Below are 17,252 nucleotides of genomic sequence, written 5' to 3'. Positions count from 1 at the left end.
GCCACAGCGAGGAGAGGTCGCCCGTGGGCACTGTCGTCGACGACGCCGCCTCCGTGGAGTTCCATGCCTTCTTCGAGCAGCACTACGCCGAGCTCTCCCGTCTGGCTCATCTGTTGACGGGTGAGGCGGACGCCGCCGACGATCTCGCAGCGGACGCGCTGCTCGCCCTGTGGCACCGCTGGGACCGGGCGCGCGCGGCGGACCATCCGGTGGCGTACGCGCGCGGTGTGGTCGCCAACCTGGCCCGCACCCGGATCCGCAGCGCGGTGCGTGAACGCCGCCGGATCACCCTCTTCTGGTCGCAGCGCGAGGAGAAGACCGAGAACCCGGACGTGTCGGCGGTCGTCGACGTCCAGTCGGCACTGCGCAGACTCCCGTTCCGCAAGCGGGCCTGCGTGGTGCTGCGGCATGCTTTCGATCTCTCCGAGAAGGACACGGCGCTCGCGCTGGGCATCTCGGTGGGTACGGTGAAGAGCCAGACGTCGAAGGGGATGGCCGAATTGCAGCGGCTCCTGGGCACCGACCAGGCCCCTCGGCGCGTTCACGCCGCGGTGGTGCGCACGGGTGGAGCCGGAGGAAGGGACCGATGAGGGACGTGCACGACGAGCTGCGCGCCAGGCTGCACGAGGCGGCCGAGGCGCACGAGCCCGACCGCGCGCGCATCCTGGCCCGCGTCGAGCGCGGGATGGCCGCGACGTCCCGACCGAGCCGCCGGGCGACGCGTCCGCCACTGTGGGGCTGGGTGCGTGTCGTGGGGGCCACGGCCGGGGTTGCGGGCGTCCTCGCGGTGGGCGGTTACGCGGTCGCCTCGGCGGTGAAGGGCGACACTCCACCGCAGCAGACGGTGGCGGTCTCACCGACCGCGACGCCGTCCCCGGACGCGACGAGCCGTGCGCCGGTCCGGCCGGCCGAGCCGACGCGGGGCGGCGGCACCTCCCATGGCTCCGGCGGACCGAGCACCTCTCCGTCGAACACCCCGACGTCCTCGGTGTCCGCCACCCCCCAGGCGCCGGCGACCGGCACGAAGGACGGTCCGCTGTGGTCGGACGGGTCGGTGGACCCGCACAGCAATGACTTCTGGGCGCAGAGCAATCTGACCCTCAAGACGAGCGAACAGCTCACCGCGCTGACCGTCGAGCTGAAGGTCGTGCAGACCGGCGGGGTGTCCTCGACGGGCGCCTGGCGGTCGCTGCCGGAGCAGGACTTCACTCAGACGGTCGGCGAGAAGGACGGCTTCCTCGTCTACACCTGGGTGCTCAAGCCGGGCCGTACGGTCGCGGTGGGCGAGTGGGTGTTCGCCGGGCAGTACAACCATGACCGCGGCAGCCGGGACGCCAAGGACGACAGCTACACGATGACGGCGACGGCCGGCGGTCGGCAGTTCGCCGTGAACGGCGACTTCGCAGCTCACAGCGGCTCCGGCAGCACTTCGGGCGACTCGTAAAAAATTTCCGGAGAAGCGGCAACCCTTTCCGCACCGGTGGCGACAAGGAGACGTACAGACCTCCTTCAGCCAGGGAACCGGTCCATGACTGCACCGTCACACAAGAGACACCTCACGCGCAGACGTGTGCTCGGGGCCTCCGCGATCGGCGTCGCCGCCACCGGCGCCGCCGTCGCGGGAGGCACCGGCCTCCTCTCGTCCGCCTCCGCCGCCGCCTTCGGTTACACCGACGACGGCTCGAACTACGTGGTCAACACCGGGGCCTCCCTCGTCTTCAAGGTCTCCAAGGCGACCGGCGACCTCACGTCCCTGGTCTACAAGGGCAAGGAGTACGAGGGGTACGGGGGCAAGCACTCGCACGTCGAGTCGGGGCTCGGCGCCTCCACCGTCACGATCAGGAAGTCCGGGTCGACGATCCTCGTGAAGGTCGTCCACGGCGCGATCACCCAGTGGTACGCGGCCCGCAGCGGCCAGAACAACGTCTACCTGTGGACGAACAAGGCGGACGCCTCCTTCACCGCGACCCGCTACATCGTCCGCCTCAAGCCGGGCGTCTTCCCCAACCAGGGCTCCGACTCGTGGATCCAGGCCTCCGACAGGATCATCGAGGCCGGTGACGTCTGGAAGCGCGCGGACGGTACGACGCACTCCAAGCACTACTCGGGCAAGCGCACGATCGACTACGACTACATCGGGTTCACCACGGGCTCGGTGGGTCTGTGGGTGGTGCGCTCCAACCACGAGAAGGCCTCCGGCGGCCCCTTCTACCGCTCGCTGCTGCGCCACTCGAACGACCTCGGGGCCGGTCTGTACGAGATCCTGCACTACAACGAGGCCCAGACGGAGGCCGAGCGCTTCGGACTCCAGGGCCCGTACGTGATCAGCTTCACGGACGGCGGGGCTCCGGCCTCGTCCCTGTTCCACGCGAACCTCGACACCTCATGGGTGGACGGCCTCGGCATCTCCGGCTGGGTCGGCAGGGCCGGGCGAGGCAAGGTGGCGGGCGTCGGCCTGAAGGGGATGGACGCCACGTACGCCTACACCGTGGGCTTCGCCAACACGGACGCCCAGTACTGGGCGAAGGCGTCGTCCGGGAGCGGTGCCTTCGCCTGCCCGGGGATGCTGCCGGGGACGTACACGATGACCGTCTACAAGGGCGAACTCGCCGTGCACACCGGTACGGTGACGGTGAAGGCAGGGATCACCACCGCCCTGAACAGCATCACCATCAGCAGCGACCCGAGCGGCGCGAAGACGATCTGGCGGCTCGGCGACTGGGACGGTACGCCCGGCGAGTTCAAGAACGCGGGGCTCATGACGTACGCGCATCCGTCCGACGGCCGCGCGACGAAGTGGACCGGCAACGTCACCATCGGCAGCGGCAGCGAGGCCGCGTCCTTCCCGGCGTACATCTGGAAGGACGTGAACGACGGCATCCTCGTCTACTTCAAGCTGACCAAGGCTCAGGCCGCCGCCGCGCACACCCTGCGCGTGGGAGTGACGACGGCGTACGCCAACGGCCGTCCGCGTGTGAGCGTCAACGACTGGGTGTCGGCCGTCCCCTCGGCGCCCACGCAGCCGTCGACGCGATCGCTGACCACGGGGTCGTACCGGGGCAACAACCACACGTTCACCTTCAACGTCCCGGCCGGCGCCTGGAAGACGGACACCTCTCAGTACAACGTGCTGAAGATCAACATCGTCAGTGGTTCGACGGGTTCGGCCTATCTCAGCCCGGGCACGTCGTTCGACTGCATCGATCTGCTGGCTTGACCGTTTCTGGAGGCTGAGCGGGAGTAGGTCCTGTTCCAGGACTGGTGCTCAGCCGTGTGCCCCGAACGGCCGTGGGCAGCCCCCAGCTACCGCTGGGGGCTGCCCTGAAGGACTAGATCTTGAGCGCGGCCTGCATCATCGCCTTCGCCACCGGCGCGGCCAGCCCGTTCCCGCTGACCTCCGAACGGGCCGCGTCCGACTGCTCGACCATGACCGCCACGGCGACCTCCTTGCCGTTCGAGTCGGACTTCGCGTACGACGTGAACCAGGCGTACGGCGTCTTGCTGTTGTTCTCACCGTGCTGGGCCGTGCCCGTCTTGCCGCCCACGGTCGCGCCGGAGATCTGCGCGTTCGTGCCGGTGCCCTGCGCCACGACCGTCTGCATGGCGGACTGCAACTGCTCGGCGGTCGAGGAGCTGACGATCTGTCTCGTCTGCGTCCTGTCGTCGTAGTTCTCGAGCACATCGCCGCCGCTGTCGGTGATCTGCGACACCATGTGCGGCGAGACCAGCTTGCCTCCGTTGGCTATTGCCGCCGACACCATGGCCATCTGCAGCGGGGTCGCCGTGACGTCGAACTGGCCGATGCCCGACAGGGCCGTCTGCGCCTTGTCCATGCCCGACGGGTATGCGCTCGCGTAGGCCCGCACCGGCACGTCCTGCTTGTCGTCGTTGAAGCCGAACTTCTCGGCCATCGCCCTGACCTTGTCCTGACCGAGGTCGACGGCCATCTTCCCGAAGACGTTGTTGCAGGAGTAGCGCAGGGCCTCGCGGATCGAGGCGTTCTTGCAGGGCGCGTTCGGGTTCTCGTTCGACAGCTCGCGGGTCGATCCCTGCAGCGAGTACGGGTCCGGGCTGTCGGTGTGCTGGTTCACCGACGAGTACAGCCCGTCCTCCAGCGCGGCCGCCGCCACGACCAGCTTGAACGTCGAGCCCGGCGGCAGCGGCCGGCGCAGCGCACGGTTCGTCAGCGGCTTGTCCGGGTCGCTGCTGAGCTGCTTCCAGGCCGCCGCGGCGGTGTTGGCGTCGGTCAGCGACGACGGGTCGTACGACGGGGTCGACACGACCGCGAGGATCTTTCCGGTCGCCGGGTCGATCGCGACGGCCGCGCCCTTCTTGCCGCCGAGCGCCCGGTACGCCGCCTTCTGCACGTCCGGGTCGATCGTCGTGATCACGTTGCCCGGTTCGGCCCGCTGGTTCGTGATCGTGTCCATGACGCTCTTCAGCCGGCTGTCCGTGCCGTCGAGCAGGTCCTGGTAGATGCCCTCCAGCTGGGTCGGCGCGTAACTCTGCGAGGCGTAGCCCGTCACCGCCGCGTACAGCCTGCCGTCCGTGTACGTGCGCCTGTACGCGAGGTCGCTGCCCTGCGTCCGCGCGGAGCCGGTGATCGAGCGACCGGCCACGATGATGTTGCCGAGAGGATCCGCGTACGTCGCGATCGCGTTCCGCCGGTTGTCCTTGTCGTCCGCGAGCGCCTTGCCGTTGTAGAACTGCACCCAGGTCACCCTGACCAGCAGAGCGAACACCAGGAGCAGCACGAAGACCGAAGCGCGCCTGATTGTCTTGTTCATCCCGCTCAGGAGGACGAGCGGTATCGAGTGGTCGTTCCCTTGGGCCCCGATTTCTCATCTGTTCTTCATGAAGCCCGCCTCGTAGGCCGCGATCACCGCCTGCGTACGGGCCCGGGTGCCGGTCTTCGCCAGGACCGCCGCGACGTGCGACTTCACCGTGGCGGGGCCGACCTCCATACGCCGGGCGATCTCGGCGTTGGTGAGTCCGGCCGCCATCAGCCGCAGCACCTCGCTCTCCCGGGCGGTCAGCTTCGCCACCCAGGCCGGCGGCGTGGCGTACCCGTACGCATGTTCGGCGGCCAGGGCCCGAACGGCCGACGGAAACAGCAGGCTGTCGCTGCGTGCGACCAGCCGAACGGCCTGGACGAGCGCGTCGGCGTCGGCCCGCTTCAGCAGGAATCCGGAGGCGCCGGCACGCAGGGCGTCGTACACGTAGGAGTCGTTCTCGAACGTGGTCACGACGACGATCCGGGGCGGTTCGTCGAGCCCGGCGAGGAGCTGCTCGGTGGCCCGGATGCCGTCGATCTCCGGCATGCGTACGTCCATGAGGACGACGTCGGGCCTGAGGTCCCGTACGACGGACACGGCCTCGGCCCCGGTGGCGGCCTCGCCGACCACTTCCAGGTCCGGCTCGGCGGAGAGGATGGCGCGCAGGGCGGTGCGGACCATGCGCTCGTCGTCGGCGAGGACGATCCGGATGGGCGGCCGGGTCATGCGGGTCCTTTCATCGGTAGTCGTACGTGCAGTCGCCACATCCCGCCGGAGGACCCCGCCTCCGCCCTGCCGTGCAGCAGCCGTGCCCGATCCGCGATGCCGCGCAGACCATGGCCGCCGCCGGGGCGGGACGAGGGGGCCAGCGGCTCGGGGGAGTGTCCCAGCGGGTTCTCCAGGGTGATCTCCAGGTGCGTGCCGACGACCTCGATCCGCAGGGTCACGGTGACGTTGGCGCCCCCGTGTTTGAGGGCGTTGCTCAGCCCTTCCTGGACGATGCGGTATGCCTCGCGGGAGAGCAGCGGCGGAAGCGAGTCCGGGGCCGTCCGGATGGCGGTCGTCACGCGCAGCCCACCCGCGCGGGTGCGGCGCAGGAGGCCGTCCAGGTCGGCGTCGAGCGTGGGCGCCGGGGCCGTACCGGGCGCGTTGTCGTCCCGCAGCACGCCCAGGACGGCGTCGAGTTCGCCCACCGTACGCCGGGTCGTTTCCTCGATAGCGGCGAGCGCCTCGCGGACGAACTCCGGGTCGGTGTCGAGGACGCGGCGGGCGGCGCTCGCCTGGAGGGTGACGGCGCTCAGGGCGTGACCGACGGAATCGTGCAGCTCCCGGGCGAGCCGGTTGCGTTCGGCGAGATCCGCGGCCCGCGCCTCGGCGGCAGCCAGCCGGTCCTCGGGGGTGGGCCCGAGCAGCGCGGGTGCCCAGCGGGCGAGCAGCGCACCGCAGACGGCCGCGCAGCCCGCGAGCGCGATGAGCGTGGCCACTCCGGCGACCGGTGCGAGCGCCAACGCCCAGGTGTGGACGAGGACATCGGGCAGACCGAGCCTCGTGTCGCGCAGCCCCGGGAAGACGGGCAACACGATCAGCACGACCGCGAACGGGGGCACCGCGAGCGACATCCCGGAGATGATCCCGCCGAAGCCGAGGTGCACCGTGAACCACGCCGCCGTGCGCCCCTTCGCAGAGCGGGTGAGGGCGGGACCCTGGGCGAGGCGCTCCGGATCGATGCCGCACAGCGCACGTGCCGCGCCGGCCTCCAGGGTCCGGGCCAGTGGGAACAGAGCGGCGGTGAGGGCGGCGAGCGGCAACCCGACGGCGAACGAGGTGAGTTCCAACGACGGGTCGCCGAGGAGGTTCTGCGTGCCCGTGACCGGGCCGACGATCGTGACGCCGACGAGCACGTACGGCATGGCGAGCGCGCCGCCGAGGATCAGATGGATCCACCGTCGGCGCGCCCGTCGGCCGAACAGCAACCGGGTGAACGCTTCCACGTGCTTTCGGCTTCGCTCACGCAGGGGGGACCTCCATCGTCGGCCGCTGCGGAGCGTCGGCGGACCGTTCCGCGAAGAAGTGGACGCAGATGACGGCCACGAGGATGCCGACGATCATCTGGCCGGCGTAGGTGAGGTTCATCAGCGGTGTCGGGCGGTCGGCGATGTCGTCGACGCCGGCGAGGGGGGCGAGGGAGAGCCAGGCGCCCCAGCAGGCCATGACGCCGGAGCCGGTCCAGGCCAGGGCGAGGGGCACCTTGACGGGCAGGACGCCTCCGCGCCGGAAGGCGAGGATCAGGCCACCCGCGACGGCCGCCGCGAGGAAGAGCACGTACAGGGCCGCGAGGGCGTAGAAGTCACTGGTCCGGTCGGTGGCCCGGTGGTCGCTGAGTCCGGCGGTGCTGTCGCAGGCCCAGAGGAACTGGACGGTGAGGGGCAGCAGGGCGAGTACGGCCGCCGCGGCGGCGGTTGCCCGTTGTGCCGGCTCGATGACGCCGACGGGCAGCTCCCGGACCCGCCCCCGCCACAGGTACCCCCACCGGTCCCGGGCGTAGCGGATGAACAGGGCGCCGAGGGCCAGGCCCTGCACGATGAACCCGGTGTACACGACCCCGAACACCCATGCGTCGAGGAACGGGCCCCGACCGGTGGCGGAGGCTCCGTTCACGGTGCCGCCGAGCATCCTCACCAGGAGGTGCAGCGGAAAACCGGCCATGATCGGCGCGAGCAGTCCGGTGGCCACCCACACGGGGACCGCCGGCAGCCATGCAGGCACCCGGAGGCCCCACGGGCGGGTGAGCATCAGTGCGAGCACGACGACGGCCCCGTCGAGCAGCACGGTGATGCTGTTGCCGACGACCATGGCGGTCCGGTGCGCGAGCAGCGAGCTGCCTTCCGGAATCCCGACGTGGCTTCCGGCGATCCAGGCGACCTTGAGGGCGAGATAGGGCAGGCAGGCCAGGACGGCGACGGCACGGAGTGCGCGGCGCGGCCTGCCCGTCCCGGAGTCGGGCGTGACCGGGGTGGAGACGAGTGACTGCGTCATGCCCCCACGCTCCCGCGCGGACCGCGCGACGCACCTCCTGCCCGACGACGATCCACCTCCGCCGAACGGGGGAGAGAGTATCGGGTCATGCGGGTGGGTTCATGGGACTCAGAGGCGGCGCGTCGCCAGCGTGAGGCGGTCCCGGGCATCGAACAGCGCATCCTTGATCATCTGTTCGTGAGCCGGGGTCAGCCGGGCCACCGGGACGGAGCAGCTGATCGCGTCGCGGGCCGGCGTGCGGTACGGGATGGCGACGCCGAAGCAGCGCAGCCCCAGCGTGTTCTCCTCGCGGTCCACGGCGAAGCCCTGCTCGCGGACCTGGTGCAGCTCCTCTATGAGCTTCTCGCGGTCCGTGATCGTGTGTTCCGTCAGCGCGGGAAGCGTCTCCGGCAGCATCTTGCGGACCTGTTCGTCGGCATATGTGCTCAGCAGCGCCTTGCCGAGCGAGGTGGAGTGTGCGGGGAGCCGACGGCCCACCCGGGTGAAGGGGCGCAGATAGTGCTGCGACTGACGGGTCGCGAGGTAGACGACATTCGTGCCGTCCAGTCGCGCCAGGTGGATCGTCTCCGTCGTGTCGTCCGACAGCCGGTCCAGGGTCGGCCGGGCCGCCGCGACCACCTCGTCGCCGTCGATGTACGACGTACCGACCAGCAGCGCCCGCACCCCGATGCCGTACCGCGTGCCCGTCGCGTCCGTCTCCACCCAGCCGAGCTCCACGAGCGTGCGCAGCAGCATGTACAGGCTGGACTTGGGGTAACCCACCGCCTCCTGGACGGCGGCCAGGGAGTGCATACCGGGGCGGCCGGCGAAGTACTCGAGCAATTCGACCGTCCGCACCGCGGACTTGACCTGCGCCCCGCCGCCTGTCTCGCCTGCCGACATCGCCCTTGACCCCTTCGTTCGACGGGAAATAGTCTCCGAGCAGCATATTCATCATCAGAGACAGTGTTCAGCATATCGAACGTGTCCGGTGGATGACCCAAGAACTGCGGCAGAACATCTGGAGGGACCCGCGGTGGCAGCAGCACCAGTCTGGAGTGTCGACCCCCGTACCGGGAAGCAGCGGGAACAGGTTGCGGTGGAGGCCACGGCCCAGGAGGTGGACGCCGCCGTCCGCGCGGCCCACGCCGCGCGCGGGGCCCTTGCCGACCGCACGGTCCGCGCGGCCTTCCTGCGCACCGCCGCCGACCGGCTTCAGGCCGCCAAGGACCAGCTCGTCGAGGCCGCCGACGCCGAGACCGCGCTCGGCCCGGTCCGCCTCACCGGCGAACTCGCCCGGACCTGCTACCAGTTGCGGGCCTTCGCGGACATCGTCGACGAGGGCGCCTTCCTCGACGTGATCATCAACCACCCCGATGACACCGCGACCCCGCCGATCCCGGACCTGCGCCGCTACAAGGTGCCGCTCGGCGTCGTCGCCGTCTACTCGGCCTCCAACTTCCCCTTCGCCTTCTCGGTCGCCGGCGGCGACACCGCGAGCGCGCTGGCGGCCGGCTGCCCGGTGGTCGTCAAGGCCCACCCGGACCACCCCGCCCTCTCCGAGCTGGTCGCCAAGGTCCTGCGGCTGGCCGCCGACGAGCACGGCATCCCCGAGGGCGTCCTCGGTCTCGTGCACGGCTTCGAAGCGGGCGTCGAGCTGGTCAGGCACCCGCTGGTCTCGGCGGCCGGGTTCACCGGTTCCATCCGCGGCGGCCGTGCCCTGTTCGACGCGGCGGCCGCGCGTCCCGTGCCGATCCCGTTCCACGGCGAGCTGGGCTCGCTCAACCCCGTCGTGATCACCGAGGCCGCCGCCGCCGAACGCGCCGAGGCGATCGGGACCGGGCTCGCGGGCTCGATGACGCTGGGCGTCGGCCAGTTCTGTGTGAAGCCGGGCCTTGTCCTCGCCCCGACGGGCGCGGCGGGCGACCGGCTCGTGAAGTCCCTGACCGACGCCGTCAGCGACGTCGACGCCGGGGTCCTCCTCGACCACCGTATGCGTGACAACTTCATCGCCGGAGTGGCGGAGCGTGCGGAACTGCCCGACGTGGAGTCCCCGGTGACGCCGGGCGCGGGCAGCGAGCACACGGTGAGCCCGGGCTTCCTGACGGTCCCCGCGGAGAAGCTGACCGCCGAGGGTGCGTACGACCTCCTTCTGGAGGAGTGCTTCGGCCCGGTCACGGTGGTGGCCCGGTACGAGGACGAGACCGAGGCGCACGCCGTGCTCTCCCGGCTGCCCGGCAACCTCACGGCGACCGTGCACCTGTCGACCGAGGAGGCGGCCGGTGAGGGCCGCGGCGCGGAGATCCTCGCGGAGCTGACGCCGCTCGCGGGCCGCGTCCTCGTCAACGGCTGGCCGACGGGCGTGGCGGTGGCGCCCGCCCAGCACCACGGGGGGCCTTACCCGGCGACGACCTCCACGTCCACGTCGGTCGGCGGTACGGCCATCGAGCGCTGGATGCGGCCCGTCGTCTACCAGGGGGCACCTGAGGCGCTGCTTCCCGCGGAACTGCGGGACGACAACCCCCTGGGGCTGCCGCGGCGGTTCGACGGGCGTCTGGAGAGGTGACGGTATTGCGGGGAGAAAGGGCGCACCCGGCCCCTGGACCTGGGAGACTCCTTCAATGGACCTGAAACTTCCCGAACTCCCCTTCCCACTCCGCACCTACGGCCCCGACGGCCACTGGTCCTACGAGGACGAGGTGCTCACCGCCTGGGCGGGGGCACGGCAGGATCGTTTCGTTCCGCCCACCGGTGAGGGACTGGACCCTGCCTCCGACGCGCCCCGGCTCCTCGGCGCCCCGGAGGGCGACTTCCAGCTGATCGCCAGGGTCACCGTCGGGTTCAACGGGGCCTTCGACGCCGGTGTCCTCTACGTCCACGTCGGCGAGCGGGCGTGGGCCAAGCTGTGCCTGGAGTACTCCCCGGACGTGGCCACCGTCTGCACGGTGGTCACCCGGGGCCACTCCGACGACGCGAACTCCTTCACGGTGGAGGGCAGTTCGGTCTGGCTCCGGGTCAGCAGAACGGGCCGGGCGTTCGCGTTCCACGCATCGCGGGACGGGAAGCAGTGGACGTTCGTCCGCCTGTTCACCCTGGCCGACGAGGGCCCGACCGGGGCGGCGCTGGTGGGGTTCATGGCGCAGTCGCCGGTGGGGGAGGGGTGCGTGGTCACCTTCGACCATCTGAAGTACCGGGACTCCTGGCCGGAGGGGCTGCGGGACGGTTCGTGAGGAAGGCCGCGGAACCGCCCCGGCCGCGGCCACGTCCTCGGTTGCATGATCAGAGACCATGAGACCGGAAGCCGGGTGATCCGCACCGCCCTGCCCGCCGAGGCGCAGGCCGTCGCCGAGCTGCACGCCCGGGCGCGGGCAACGTACTACCCGGACGGCCTGCCGCAGGACGGCACCGACTGGCTCGCCGCCTGGCTGGGCGCCCTGGAACGGCCCGACGGACATGTGCTGTGCGCGGTGGAACACGGCCGCATCGTCGCCATCGCCTCCTTCCGTACTCCGGACGGCGACCCCGGCGACACCGTCAAGCTGTTCCAGTTCCATGTCGACCCCGGCCACTGGCGCCGGGGCATCGGCGCGGAGCTGCACGCGGCCTGCGCCGAGGAGTGGCAGGCCGACGGCAAGCGGACGGCCGTCCTCGATGTGCATGTGGACAACCGGCGCGCCCAGGCCTTCTACGCCCGCCTGGGCTGGGTCCCCGACCCGGAGAACCCGCCCGCCGAAGGCGACCACCACCTCTTCCTCCGGTACGCCGTGCCAGGGGAACGAGGCGGGGAATGAATCCAACCGCTTGAAGGTTCACATATACGGCGGAGGGAGTCTCCGTACCTGTACGACTGGAGAGAAGCCGAAGACATGCGCGTCGAGATCTGGAGCGACATCGCCTGCCCCTGGTGCTACGTGGGCAAGGCCCGCTTCGAGAAGGCGCTCGAGGCCTTCCCGCACCGGGACGAGGTCGAGGTCGTGCACCGCTCCTTCGAGCTGGACCCGCACCGCGCCAAGGACGACATCCAGCCGGTCCTCACCATGCTTGCCAAGAAGTACGGGATGAGCGAGGCGCAGGCGCAGGCCGGGGAGAACAACCTGGGGGCGCAGGCCGCCGCCGAGGGCCTGGAGTACCGCACCAGCGGACGTGACCACGGCAACACCTTCGACATGCACCGTCTGCTTCACCTGGCCAAGGAGCAGGGCAGGCAGGACGAGCTGATCCAGATCCTGTACCGGGCGAACTTCGCCGAGGAGCGGTCCGTCTTCAACGACGACGAGCGACTGGTGGAGCTGGCCGTGGAGGCCGGCCTCGACGCCGAGGATGTCCGCAAGGTCCTCGCCGACCCCACCGCGTACGCCGACGCCGTGCGCGCCGACGAGCGCGAGGCCGCCGAGCTGGGCGCGAACGGAGTGCCGTTCTTCGTCCTCGACCGCAAGTACGGCGTCTCCGGCGCCCAGCCCGCGAAGGTCTTCGCGCAGGCGCTGACGCAGGCATGGGGCGAGCGCCCGCCGCTGAAGCTGCTCGACGACACGGGTGCCGGCGGTGCGGAGGCCTGCAGTCCGGACGGGTGCGCGGTACCTCAGCACTGAGAGCACTGAGAGCACTGAGAGCACTGAGAGCACTGAGAGCACTGAGAGCACTGCAAGGATGCACGTCGAGGCGGATATATAAGAGTTCCTTAGCGGAACCGCGCAAAAATTCGCAATGGACTATGACTCTATGGGGCCGCACAGTGGTCCCATGGAGACCTTCGAGACCCTCGTCCGTGCCGAGTTCGCCCCGAAGAACACCTATCTGAACACCGCGACCAGCGGGCTCCTGCCGGCCCGTACGGTGGCCGCCCTGCACGAGGCCGTGCAGCTCAGGGCCGACGGCAAACCGCTGGACCCGCTGTTCGCCGATGTGGAGGCTGCCCGCGCCTCCTTCGCCCGGCTGGCCGGCGTCCCGGTCACCCGGGTGGCGGCGGGGGCCTCGATCGCCGTCCACACCGGGCTGATCGCCGCCTCACTGCCCCCGGGCGCCGAGGTCCTGACCGCAGCGGACGACTTCACGTCCGTCGTGAACCCCTTCCATGTCCGCGGCGACCTCAAGGTGCGCGCCGTTCCGTTGGAGCGGATCGCGGAGTCCGTCCGCCCCGGCACCGCGCTCGTCGCGGTCAGCGCCGCGCAGTCCGCCGACGGGCGTATCGCCGACCTTTCCGCCCTGCGCGAGGCGGCCCGGGAACACGGGGCGCGCACATACGTGGACTGGTCCCAGGCCGCCGGATGGCTGCCGGTCGAGGCCGACGCGTACGACTACGTCGCCGCGATCGGCTTCAAGTGGCTGCTCGGACCGCACGGCGCGGCCTTCCTGGTCGTACCCGAGGACCACGGCGGACTGACCCCGCTACTGGCCGGCTGGGTCGCGGGGGAGAAGCCGTGGGACAGCTGCTACGGCCCCGTCGAGGAACTCGCCCACTCCGCACGGCGGTTCGACGTGAGCCCCAGCCTGTTCTCGTACGCCGGCCTGCGCCACTCCCTGGCCCTGATCGAGGAACTCGGCGTGGAGGCCGTACGCGCCCATGACCTCGCCCTCGCCGACCGTTTCCGTACGGGCCTTCACAACCTCGGCCACGAGCCGCTCCCCGCGCCGGGCTCGCCGATCGTCTCCGTCCCAGGGCTCGGCGTACGCCAGCCGGAGCTGAGCCGCGCGGGAGTCGAGGTCTCGAACCGGGCAGGCAATCTGAGGGCCGCCTTCCACCTCTACAACACACCCGCGGACGTCGACCGCGTCCTGGACGTGCTGGCGGGCTGACGTGCTGACGGGCTGACCCCCTGGGGTGGCCCGCACCGCGTACGGCCCACCCGTCCTGCGGGTGGGCCGTACGCGGCATATGGTCACTTCACCGGGGTGAAATCCCGGGCCCCGATGCTGTATCCGATTGCCGCTACGCGGCGGGCCGGCCGCCGGCTCATCCGCGCTCAGCGGACGGGCGTGAAGTCCCTCGCGCCAATGAACTCCGGCCGCCGCACCGGCGCCGCGAACGGCTCCACCGCCGCGTTCTCCACGCTGTTGAACACGATGAACACGTTGCTGCGCGGGAACGGGGTGATGTTGTCCCCGGAACCGTGCATGCAATTGCAGTCGAACCAGGTCGCCGAACCGGCCCTGCCCGTGAACAGCTTGATGCCGTACTGGTTCGCCATCGCGGTCAGCGCCTCGTCGGACGGCGTGCCCGCGTCCTGCATCTGCAGCGACTTCCTGTAGTTGTCCTTGGGCGTGGCCCCGGCACAGCCCAGGAACGTCCGGTGCGACCCCGGCATGATCATGAGGCCGCCGTTGGTGTCGTAGTTCTCGGTCAGCGCGATCGAGACGGACACGGTCCGCATGTTCGGCAGACCGTCCTCGGCGTGCCAGGTCTCGAAGTCGGAGTGCCAGTAGAAGCCGCTGGCCCCGAAGCCCGGCTTGACGTTGATGCGCGACTGGTGGACGTACACGTCCGAACCGAGGATCTGCCGTGCCCGCCCGACGACGCGCTCGTCGCGGACGAGTTCCGCGAAGACCTCGCTGATCCGGTGCACCTCGAAGACGGACCGGATCTCCTGCGACTTCGGCTCCACGATCGACCGCTCGTCGGCACGGATCCGCGGATCGTCGACGAGCCGCTGCAACTCCTGCCGGTAGACGGCCACTTCGTCCTGGGTGAGCAGTTCGCCGATGGCCAGGAAGCCGTCGCGCTCGTACGCCTGGAGGTCGGCGTCGGAGACCGGCCCGGGCGTGCCGGGGGCGCCCCAGACAACGGGGTCCTGGCGCGGGACGGACACCTCGGTGGTGCCTCGGCTGGGGTACAGGTCGGTGACGGTGGTGGTCGTGGTCATGGGGATGTCACACCTCCTCGGGCTCGGTGAGCAAGGGATAGACGCCGTTTACGTCGTGGTCCTCCCGACCGGTCACGGGCGGGTTGAAGACGCAGATGCAGCGGAAGTCCTCCTTGACCCGCAGCGTGTGCCGCTCGTGGCCGTCCAGGAGGTACAGGGTCCCGGGCGTGATCGAGTACGTCTTCCCGGTCTCGTGGTCGGTGAGTTCGGCCTCGCCCTCGACGCACACGACCGCCTCGATGTGGTTCGCGTACCACATGGACGTCTCCGTGCCCGCGTACAGGACCGTCTCGTGCAGGGAGAAGCCGACCTTCTCCCGGGCGAGGACGATCCGTTTGCTCTCCCAGGTGCCGGACGCGGCCTTCACATGCCGGTCGGTGCCTTCGATGTCCTTGAACGAACGGACGATCACGGTGGTGCATGCCTCCTTTTCGGGGGTGCTCAGACGGTCTCGCGAACGGCACGGGCGAGGGTGGTGAGGCCCTCGTCCAGCTCGTCGGGGGTGATGGTGAGGGCGGGGAGCAGCTTGACGACCTCGCCCTCGGGACCCGAGGTCTCGATCAGCAGGCCGAGCTCGAAGGCACGGCGGGCGACGCGCTCGGCGCGCCCCTTGTCGTGGAACTCCAGGCCCCACACGAGCCCTCGCCCACGGTACTCCTTGACGTCGGCGAGGTTCTCCTCGGTGATCGAGATCAGCCCCTGCTCGACCTGCTCGCCACGGGCCCGGGTCTGCTTCTCCATGGCGGACCCGTCGGCCCAGTACGCCTCCAGGGCGGCGGTGGCCGTGACGAACGCGGGGTTGTTGCCGCGGAAGGTGCCGTTGTGCTCGCCCGGCTCCCAGAGGTCCAGCTCCGGCTTGAACAGGCACAGCGACATGGGCAGTCCGTAGCCGCTGATGGACTTGGACACGGTGACGATGTCCGGCACGATTCCGGCCTCCTCGAAGGAGAAGAAGGCACCCGTACGGCCGCAGCCCATCTGGATGTCGTCGACGATCAGCAGCATGTCGCGGCGCGTGCACAGGTCGGCGAGGGAGCGCAGCCACTCGGGCCGCGCGACGTTGATGCCGCCCTCGCCCTGCACGGTCTCGACGATGACGGCGGCGGGCCGGTTGAGCCCGGACCCCTGGTCCTCCAGGAGCCGCTCGAACCACAGGAAGTCCGGGACCCTGCCGTCCAGATAGTGGTCGAAGGGCATGGGCGTCCCGTGCACGAGCGGTATTCCGGCGCCGGCGCGCTTGAAGGCGTTGCCGGTGACGGCGAGGGATCCCAGGGACATCCCGTGGAAGGCGTTGGTGAAGGACACGATGGCCTCGCGTCCCTTCACCTTGCGCGCCAGCTTCAGGGCGGACTCCACGGCGTTGGTGCCGGTGGGCCCCGGGAACATGACCTTGTACGGCAGATCGCGCGGCCGCAGGACCAGGTCCTGGAAGGCCTGGAGGAAGGAACGCTTGGCGACGGTGGACATGTCGAGCCCGTGGGTGACGCCGTCCCGCTCCAGGTAGTCGATCAACGCCCGTTTCAGTACGGGGTTGTTGTGGCCGTAGTTGAGTGACCCGGCGCCCGCGAAGAAGTCGAGGTACTCGTGCCCGTCCTCGTCGTGCATGCGGCTTCCCTGCGCGCGGTCGAAGACGGTGGGCCAGCCGCGGCAGTAGCTGCGCACCTCCGACTCCAGGGTCTCGAAGACGCTGAGGTCGGGCTGGGTGATGGTCACGGCGAATTCGCTCCTCGTTGCGTGGGGGGGTGCGTGGGGGGGAGGGGAGAGAGACGGAGTACGTGGGGTCAGACGGAGAGAGGACCGATGCGGTAGAGGACCTCGGGGTCGTGGGATCCGTCGGGGAACTGGCGCGCCTCGAAGAGGACTTCGCGTTCCAGGGCCGCGCCGTGGCGTCGGGCGTACGACGTGAACAGGCGCTCGGAGGCGGTGTTGCCCGGGGTGATCGTCGTCTCGATCCCGGTCACCCCGTGCTCGTGCGCGACCCGGGCCGTGAGCCCGTCGAGCAGCCGTGCCGCGAGCCCATGTCCACGGTGGGCGGCGTCGACGGCGACCTGCCACACGAGGAGGGTGCGGGGGCGGTCGGGCCGCAGATACGCGGTGACGAACCCGACGGGCCGTCCGTCGGGCTCGGCGCGTGCCACCGCCGAGGTGCCGGCGAAGTCACGGCACCACAGCAGATAGCTGTAGGAGGAGTTCAGGTCGAGGGTTTCGGAGTCCCTGGCGATGCGCCAGAGCGTGGCCCCGTCCGCCACCTCCGGACGGTCGATCCGGGGCCCCTCGGGCATTTCCAGGAATTCCGCTTGCAGGTCTGCTCGTGCGGCGGTCATACGGCTTGAATTTACAGAGGGAAATTCAGAAATGCATCGCCGGACGGGGTTACGGGCGAGGGCTCGATGTGTTATCGCGCGGGCGCGTGTGACCGCGCGAAGTGGAGGCTGGTTGCGGTGGTATGTCCGTAAAATACCGGGCAAAAAGGGTGCACTGTGGGGTCGGTCACACCCCAGTAACCCTCACGAGATCTGCCCGAATTAAGCCGGTTGGTGTTCGCAGAATCTTTGCGTTTAGGCCAGGAGAAAGCGGGCAGAAGAATACGGGGAGCTACCCTGAT

Annotated in this window: 17 protein-coding genes; 8 read left to right on the top strand and 9 right to left on the bottom strand. The window is 70.0% G+C overall.

Annotated features, from left to right (window positions below; genetic code table 11):
• Positions 1 to 23: 23 nt before the first annotated feature.
• The 3 genes from ABT186_RS19820 to ABT186_RS19810 all read left to right on the top strand — a co-directional run bounded on the left by ABT186_RS19820 (position 24) and on the right by ABT186_RS19810 (position 3,217).
• Positions 24 to 590, top strand: coding sequence for a SigE family RNA polymerase sigma factor (locus tag ABT186_RS19820; protein WP_351926085.1), 567 nt, complete (start codon positions 24 to 26; stop codon positions 588 to 590).
• A complete protein-coding gene (locus tag ABT186_RS19815) occupies positions 587 to 1,444 on the top strand; it encodes a hypothetical protein (protein WP_351926083.1) in 858 nt (285 codons plus the stop codon). Before ABT186_RS19820 ends, ABT186_RS19815 begins: the two co-directional genes overlap by 4 nt.
• Before the next feature lie 84 nt (positions 1,445 to 1,528).
• Entirely contained in the window at positions 1,529 to 3,217 is a 1,689-nt protein-coding gene (locus ABT186_RS19810; RefSeq protein ID WP_351926081.1) for a rhamnogalacturonan lyase B N-terminal domain-containing protein, read from the top strand.
• Positions 3,218 to 3,329: 112 nt separating this feature from the next.
• On the opposite strand, the gene ABT186_RS19805 is transcribed toward ABT186_RS19810, so the two are convergent.
• The 5 genes from ABT186_RS19805 to ABT186_RS19785 form a co-directional block, all read right to left on the bottom strand.
• Positions 3,330 to 4,787 carry a peptidoglycan D,D-transpeptidase FtsI family protein gene (locus ABT186_RS19805; protein WP_351926079.1) on the bottom strand — a complete coding sequence of 486 codons (1,458 nt, stop codon included), beginning with the start codon at positions 4,785 to 4,787 and terminating at the stop codon, positions 3,330 to 3,332.
• 54 nt (positions 4,788 to 4,841) lie between these two features.
• The gene (locus tag ABT186_RS19800; RefSeq protein ID WP_351223331.1) at positions 4,842 to 5,501 is read right to left on the bottom strand and encodes a response regulator transcription factor; all 660 of its coding nucleotides are present in this window, start codon (positions 5,499 to 5,501) and stop codon (positions 4,842 to 4,844) included.
• On the bottom strand, positions 5,498 to 6,766 hold the full coding sequence (locus tag ABT186_RS19795) for a sensor histidine kinase (protein ID WP_351223329.1): 1,269 nt from the start codon (positions 6,764 to 6,766) through the stop codon (positions 5,498 to 5,500). The genes ABT186_RS19800 and ABT186_RS19795 overlap by 4 nt, the downstream gene beginning before the upstream one ends.
• 16 nt (positions 6,767 to 6,782) lie before the next feature.
• Positions 6,783 to 7,811 carry a hypothetical protein gene (locus tag ABT186_RS19790; protein ID WP_351223327.1) on the bottom strand — a complete coding sequence of 343 codons (1,029 nt, stop codon included), beginning with the start codon at positions 7,809 to 7,811 and terminating at the stop codon, positions 6,783 to 6,785.
• A gap of 108 nt (positions 7,812 to 7,919) precedes the next feature.
• A complete protein-coding gene (locus ABT186_RS19785) occupies positions 7,920 to 8,693 on the bottom strand; it encodes an IclR family transcriptional regulator (protein WP_351223325.1) in 774 nt (257 codons plus the stop codon).
• Between the two features lie 133 nt (positions 8,694 to 8,826).
• Between ABT186_RS19785 and ABT186_RS19780 the strand changes: the two genes are divergently transcribed.
• From ABT186_RS19780 to ABT186_RS19760, 5 genes are all read left to right on the top strand, one after another.
• A complete protein-coding gene (locus ABT186_RS19780) occupies positions 8,827 to 10,356 on the top strand; it encodes an aldehyde dehydrogenase (NADP(+)) (RefSeq protein WP_351223323.1) in 1,530 nt (509 codons plus the stop codon).
• A gap of 55 nt (positions 10,357 to 10,411) precedes the next feature.
• Positions 10,412 to 11,020, top strand: a complete 609-nt coding sequence (locus tag ABT186_RS19775) for a DUF1349 domain-containing protein (protein WP_351223321.1) — start codon at positions 10,412 to 10,414, stop codon at positions 11,018 to 11,020.
• A 45-nt stretch (positions 11,021 to 11,065) separates the two neighbouring features.
• A complete protein-coding gene (locus ABT186_RS19770) occupies positions 11,066 to 11,581 on the top strand; it encodes a GNAT family N-acetyltransferase (RefSeq protein ID WP_351223319.1) in 516 nt (171 codons plus the stop codon).
• Between the two features lie 75 nt (positions 11,582 to 11,656).
• Positions 11,657 to 12,379: a DsbA family oxidoreductase gene (locus ABT186_RS19765; protein WP_351223317.1), complete on the top strand. Its 723-nt coding sequence runs from the start codon at positions 11,657 to 11,659 to the stop codon at positions 12,377 to 12,379.
• Between the two features lie 151 nt (positions 12,380 to 12,530).
• The gene (locus ABT186_RS19760) at positions 12,531 to 13,583 is read left to right on the top strand and encodes an aminotransferase class V-fold PLP-dependent enzyme (protein ID WP_351223315.1); all 1,053 of its coding nucleotides are present in this window, start codon (positions 12,531 to 12,533) and stop codon (positions 13,581 to 13,583) included.
• A 167-nt stretch (positions 13,584 to 13,750) separates the two neighbouring features.
• Here ABT186_RS19760 and thpD read toward each other — a convergent pair whose 3' ends face one another.
• The 4 genes from thpD to ectA all read right to left on the bottom strand — a co-directional run bounded on the left by thpD (position 13,751) and on the right by ectA (position 16,971).
• Positions 13,751 to 14,647, bottom strand: coding sequence for an ectoine hydroxylase (thpD, locus tag ABT186_RS19755; RefSeq protein WP_351223313.1), 897 nt, complete (start codon positions 14,645 to 14,647; stop codon positions 13,751 to 13,753).
• A gap of 7 nt (positions 14,648 to 14,654) precedes the next feature.
• Positions 14,655 to 15,059: an ectoine synthase gene (locus ABT186_RS19750; protein ID WP_351223311.1), complete on the bottom strand. Its 405-nt coding sequence runs from the start codon at positions 15,057 to 15,059 to the stop codon at positions 14,655 to 14,657.
• Between the two features lie 29 nt (positions 15,060 to 15,088).
• Positions 15,089 to 16,360 (bottom strand): diaminobutyrate--2-oxoglutarate transaminase, encoded by a 1,272-nt coding sequence (gene ectB, locus ABT186_RS19745; protein ID WP_351926077.1) that lies wholly within the window; start codon positions 16,358 to 16,360, stop codon positions 15,089 to 15,091.
• 68 nt (positions 16,361 to 16,428) lie between these two features.
• Positions 16,429 to 16,971 (bottom strand): diaminobutyrate acetyltransferase, encoded by a 543-nt coding sequence (ectA, locus tag ABT186_RS19740; protein ID WP_351223307.1) that lies wholly within the window; start codon positions 16,969 to 16,971, stop codon positions 16,429 to 16,431.
• Between the last annotated feature and the right edge of the window lie 281 nt (positions 16,972 to 17,252).

The sequence above is a fragment of the Streptomyces sp. NPDC001634 genome, from assembly GCF_040298185.1.
Taxonomy (GTDB): Bacteria; Actinomycetota; Actinomycetes; order Streptomycetales; family Streptomycetaceae; genus Streptomyces.
This window is presented reverse-complemented; position numbering and strand designations above follow the sequence as displayed.

Coding starts and splice junctions, on each gene's coding strand:
- ABT186_RS19815 (WP_351926083.1), top strand. CDS start 587: ATGAGGGACGTGCACGACGAGCTGCGCGCCAGGCTGCACGAGGCGGCC.
- ABT186_RS19810 (WP_351926081.1), top strand. CDS start 1,529: ATGACTGCACCGTCACACAAGAGACACCTCACGCGCAGACGTGTGCTC.
- ABT186_RS19805 (WP_351926079.1), bottom strand. CDS start 4,787: ATGAACAAGACAATCAGGCGCGCTTCGGTCTTCGTGCTGCTCCTGGTG.
- ABT186_RS19800 (WP_351223331.1), bottom strand. CDS start 5,501: ATGACCCGGCCGCCCATCCGGATCGTCCTCGCCGACGACGAGCGCATG.
- ABT186_RS19790 (WP_351223327.1), bottom strand. CDS start 7,811: ATGACGCAGTCACTCGTCTCCACCCCGGTCACGCCCGACTCCGGGACG.
- ABT186_RS19785 (WP_351223325.1), bottom strand. CDS start 8,693: ATGTCGGCAGGCGAGACAGGCGGCGGGGCGCAGGTCAAGTCCGCGGTG.
- ABT186_RS19775 (WP_351223321.1), top strand. CDS start 10,412: ATGGACCTGAAACTTCCCGAACTCCCCTTCCCACTCCGCACCTACGGC.
- ABT186_RS19770 (WP_351223319.1), top strand. CDS start 11,066: ATGATCAGAGACCATGAGACCGGAAGCCGGGTGATCCGCACCGCCCTG.
- ABT186_RS19765 (WP_351223317.1), top strand. CDS start 11,657: ATGCGCGTCGAGATCTGGAGCGACATCGCCTGCCCCTGGTGCTACGTG.
- ABT186_RS19760 (WP_351223315.1), top strand. CDS start 12,531: ATGGAGACCTTCGAGACCCTCGTCCGTGCCGAGTTCGCCCCGAAGAAC.
- thpD (WP_351223313.1), bottom strand. CDS start 14,647: ATGACCACGACCACCACCGTCACCGACCTGTACCCCAGCCGAGGCACC.
- ectA (WP_351223307.1), bottom strand. CDS start 16,971: ATGACCGCCGCACGAGCAGACCTGCAAGCGGAATTCCTGGAAATGCCC.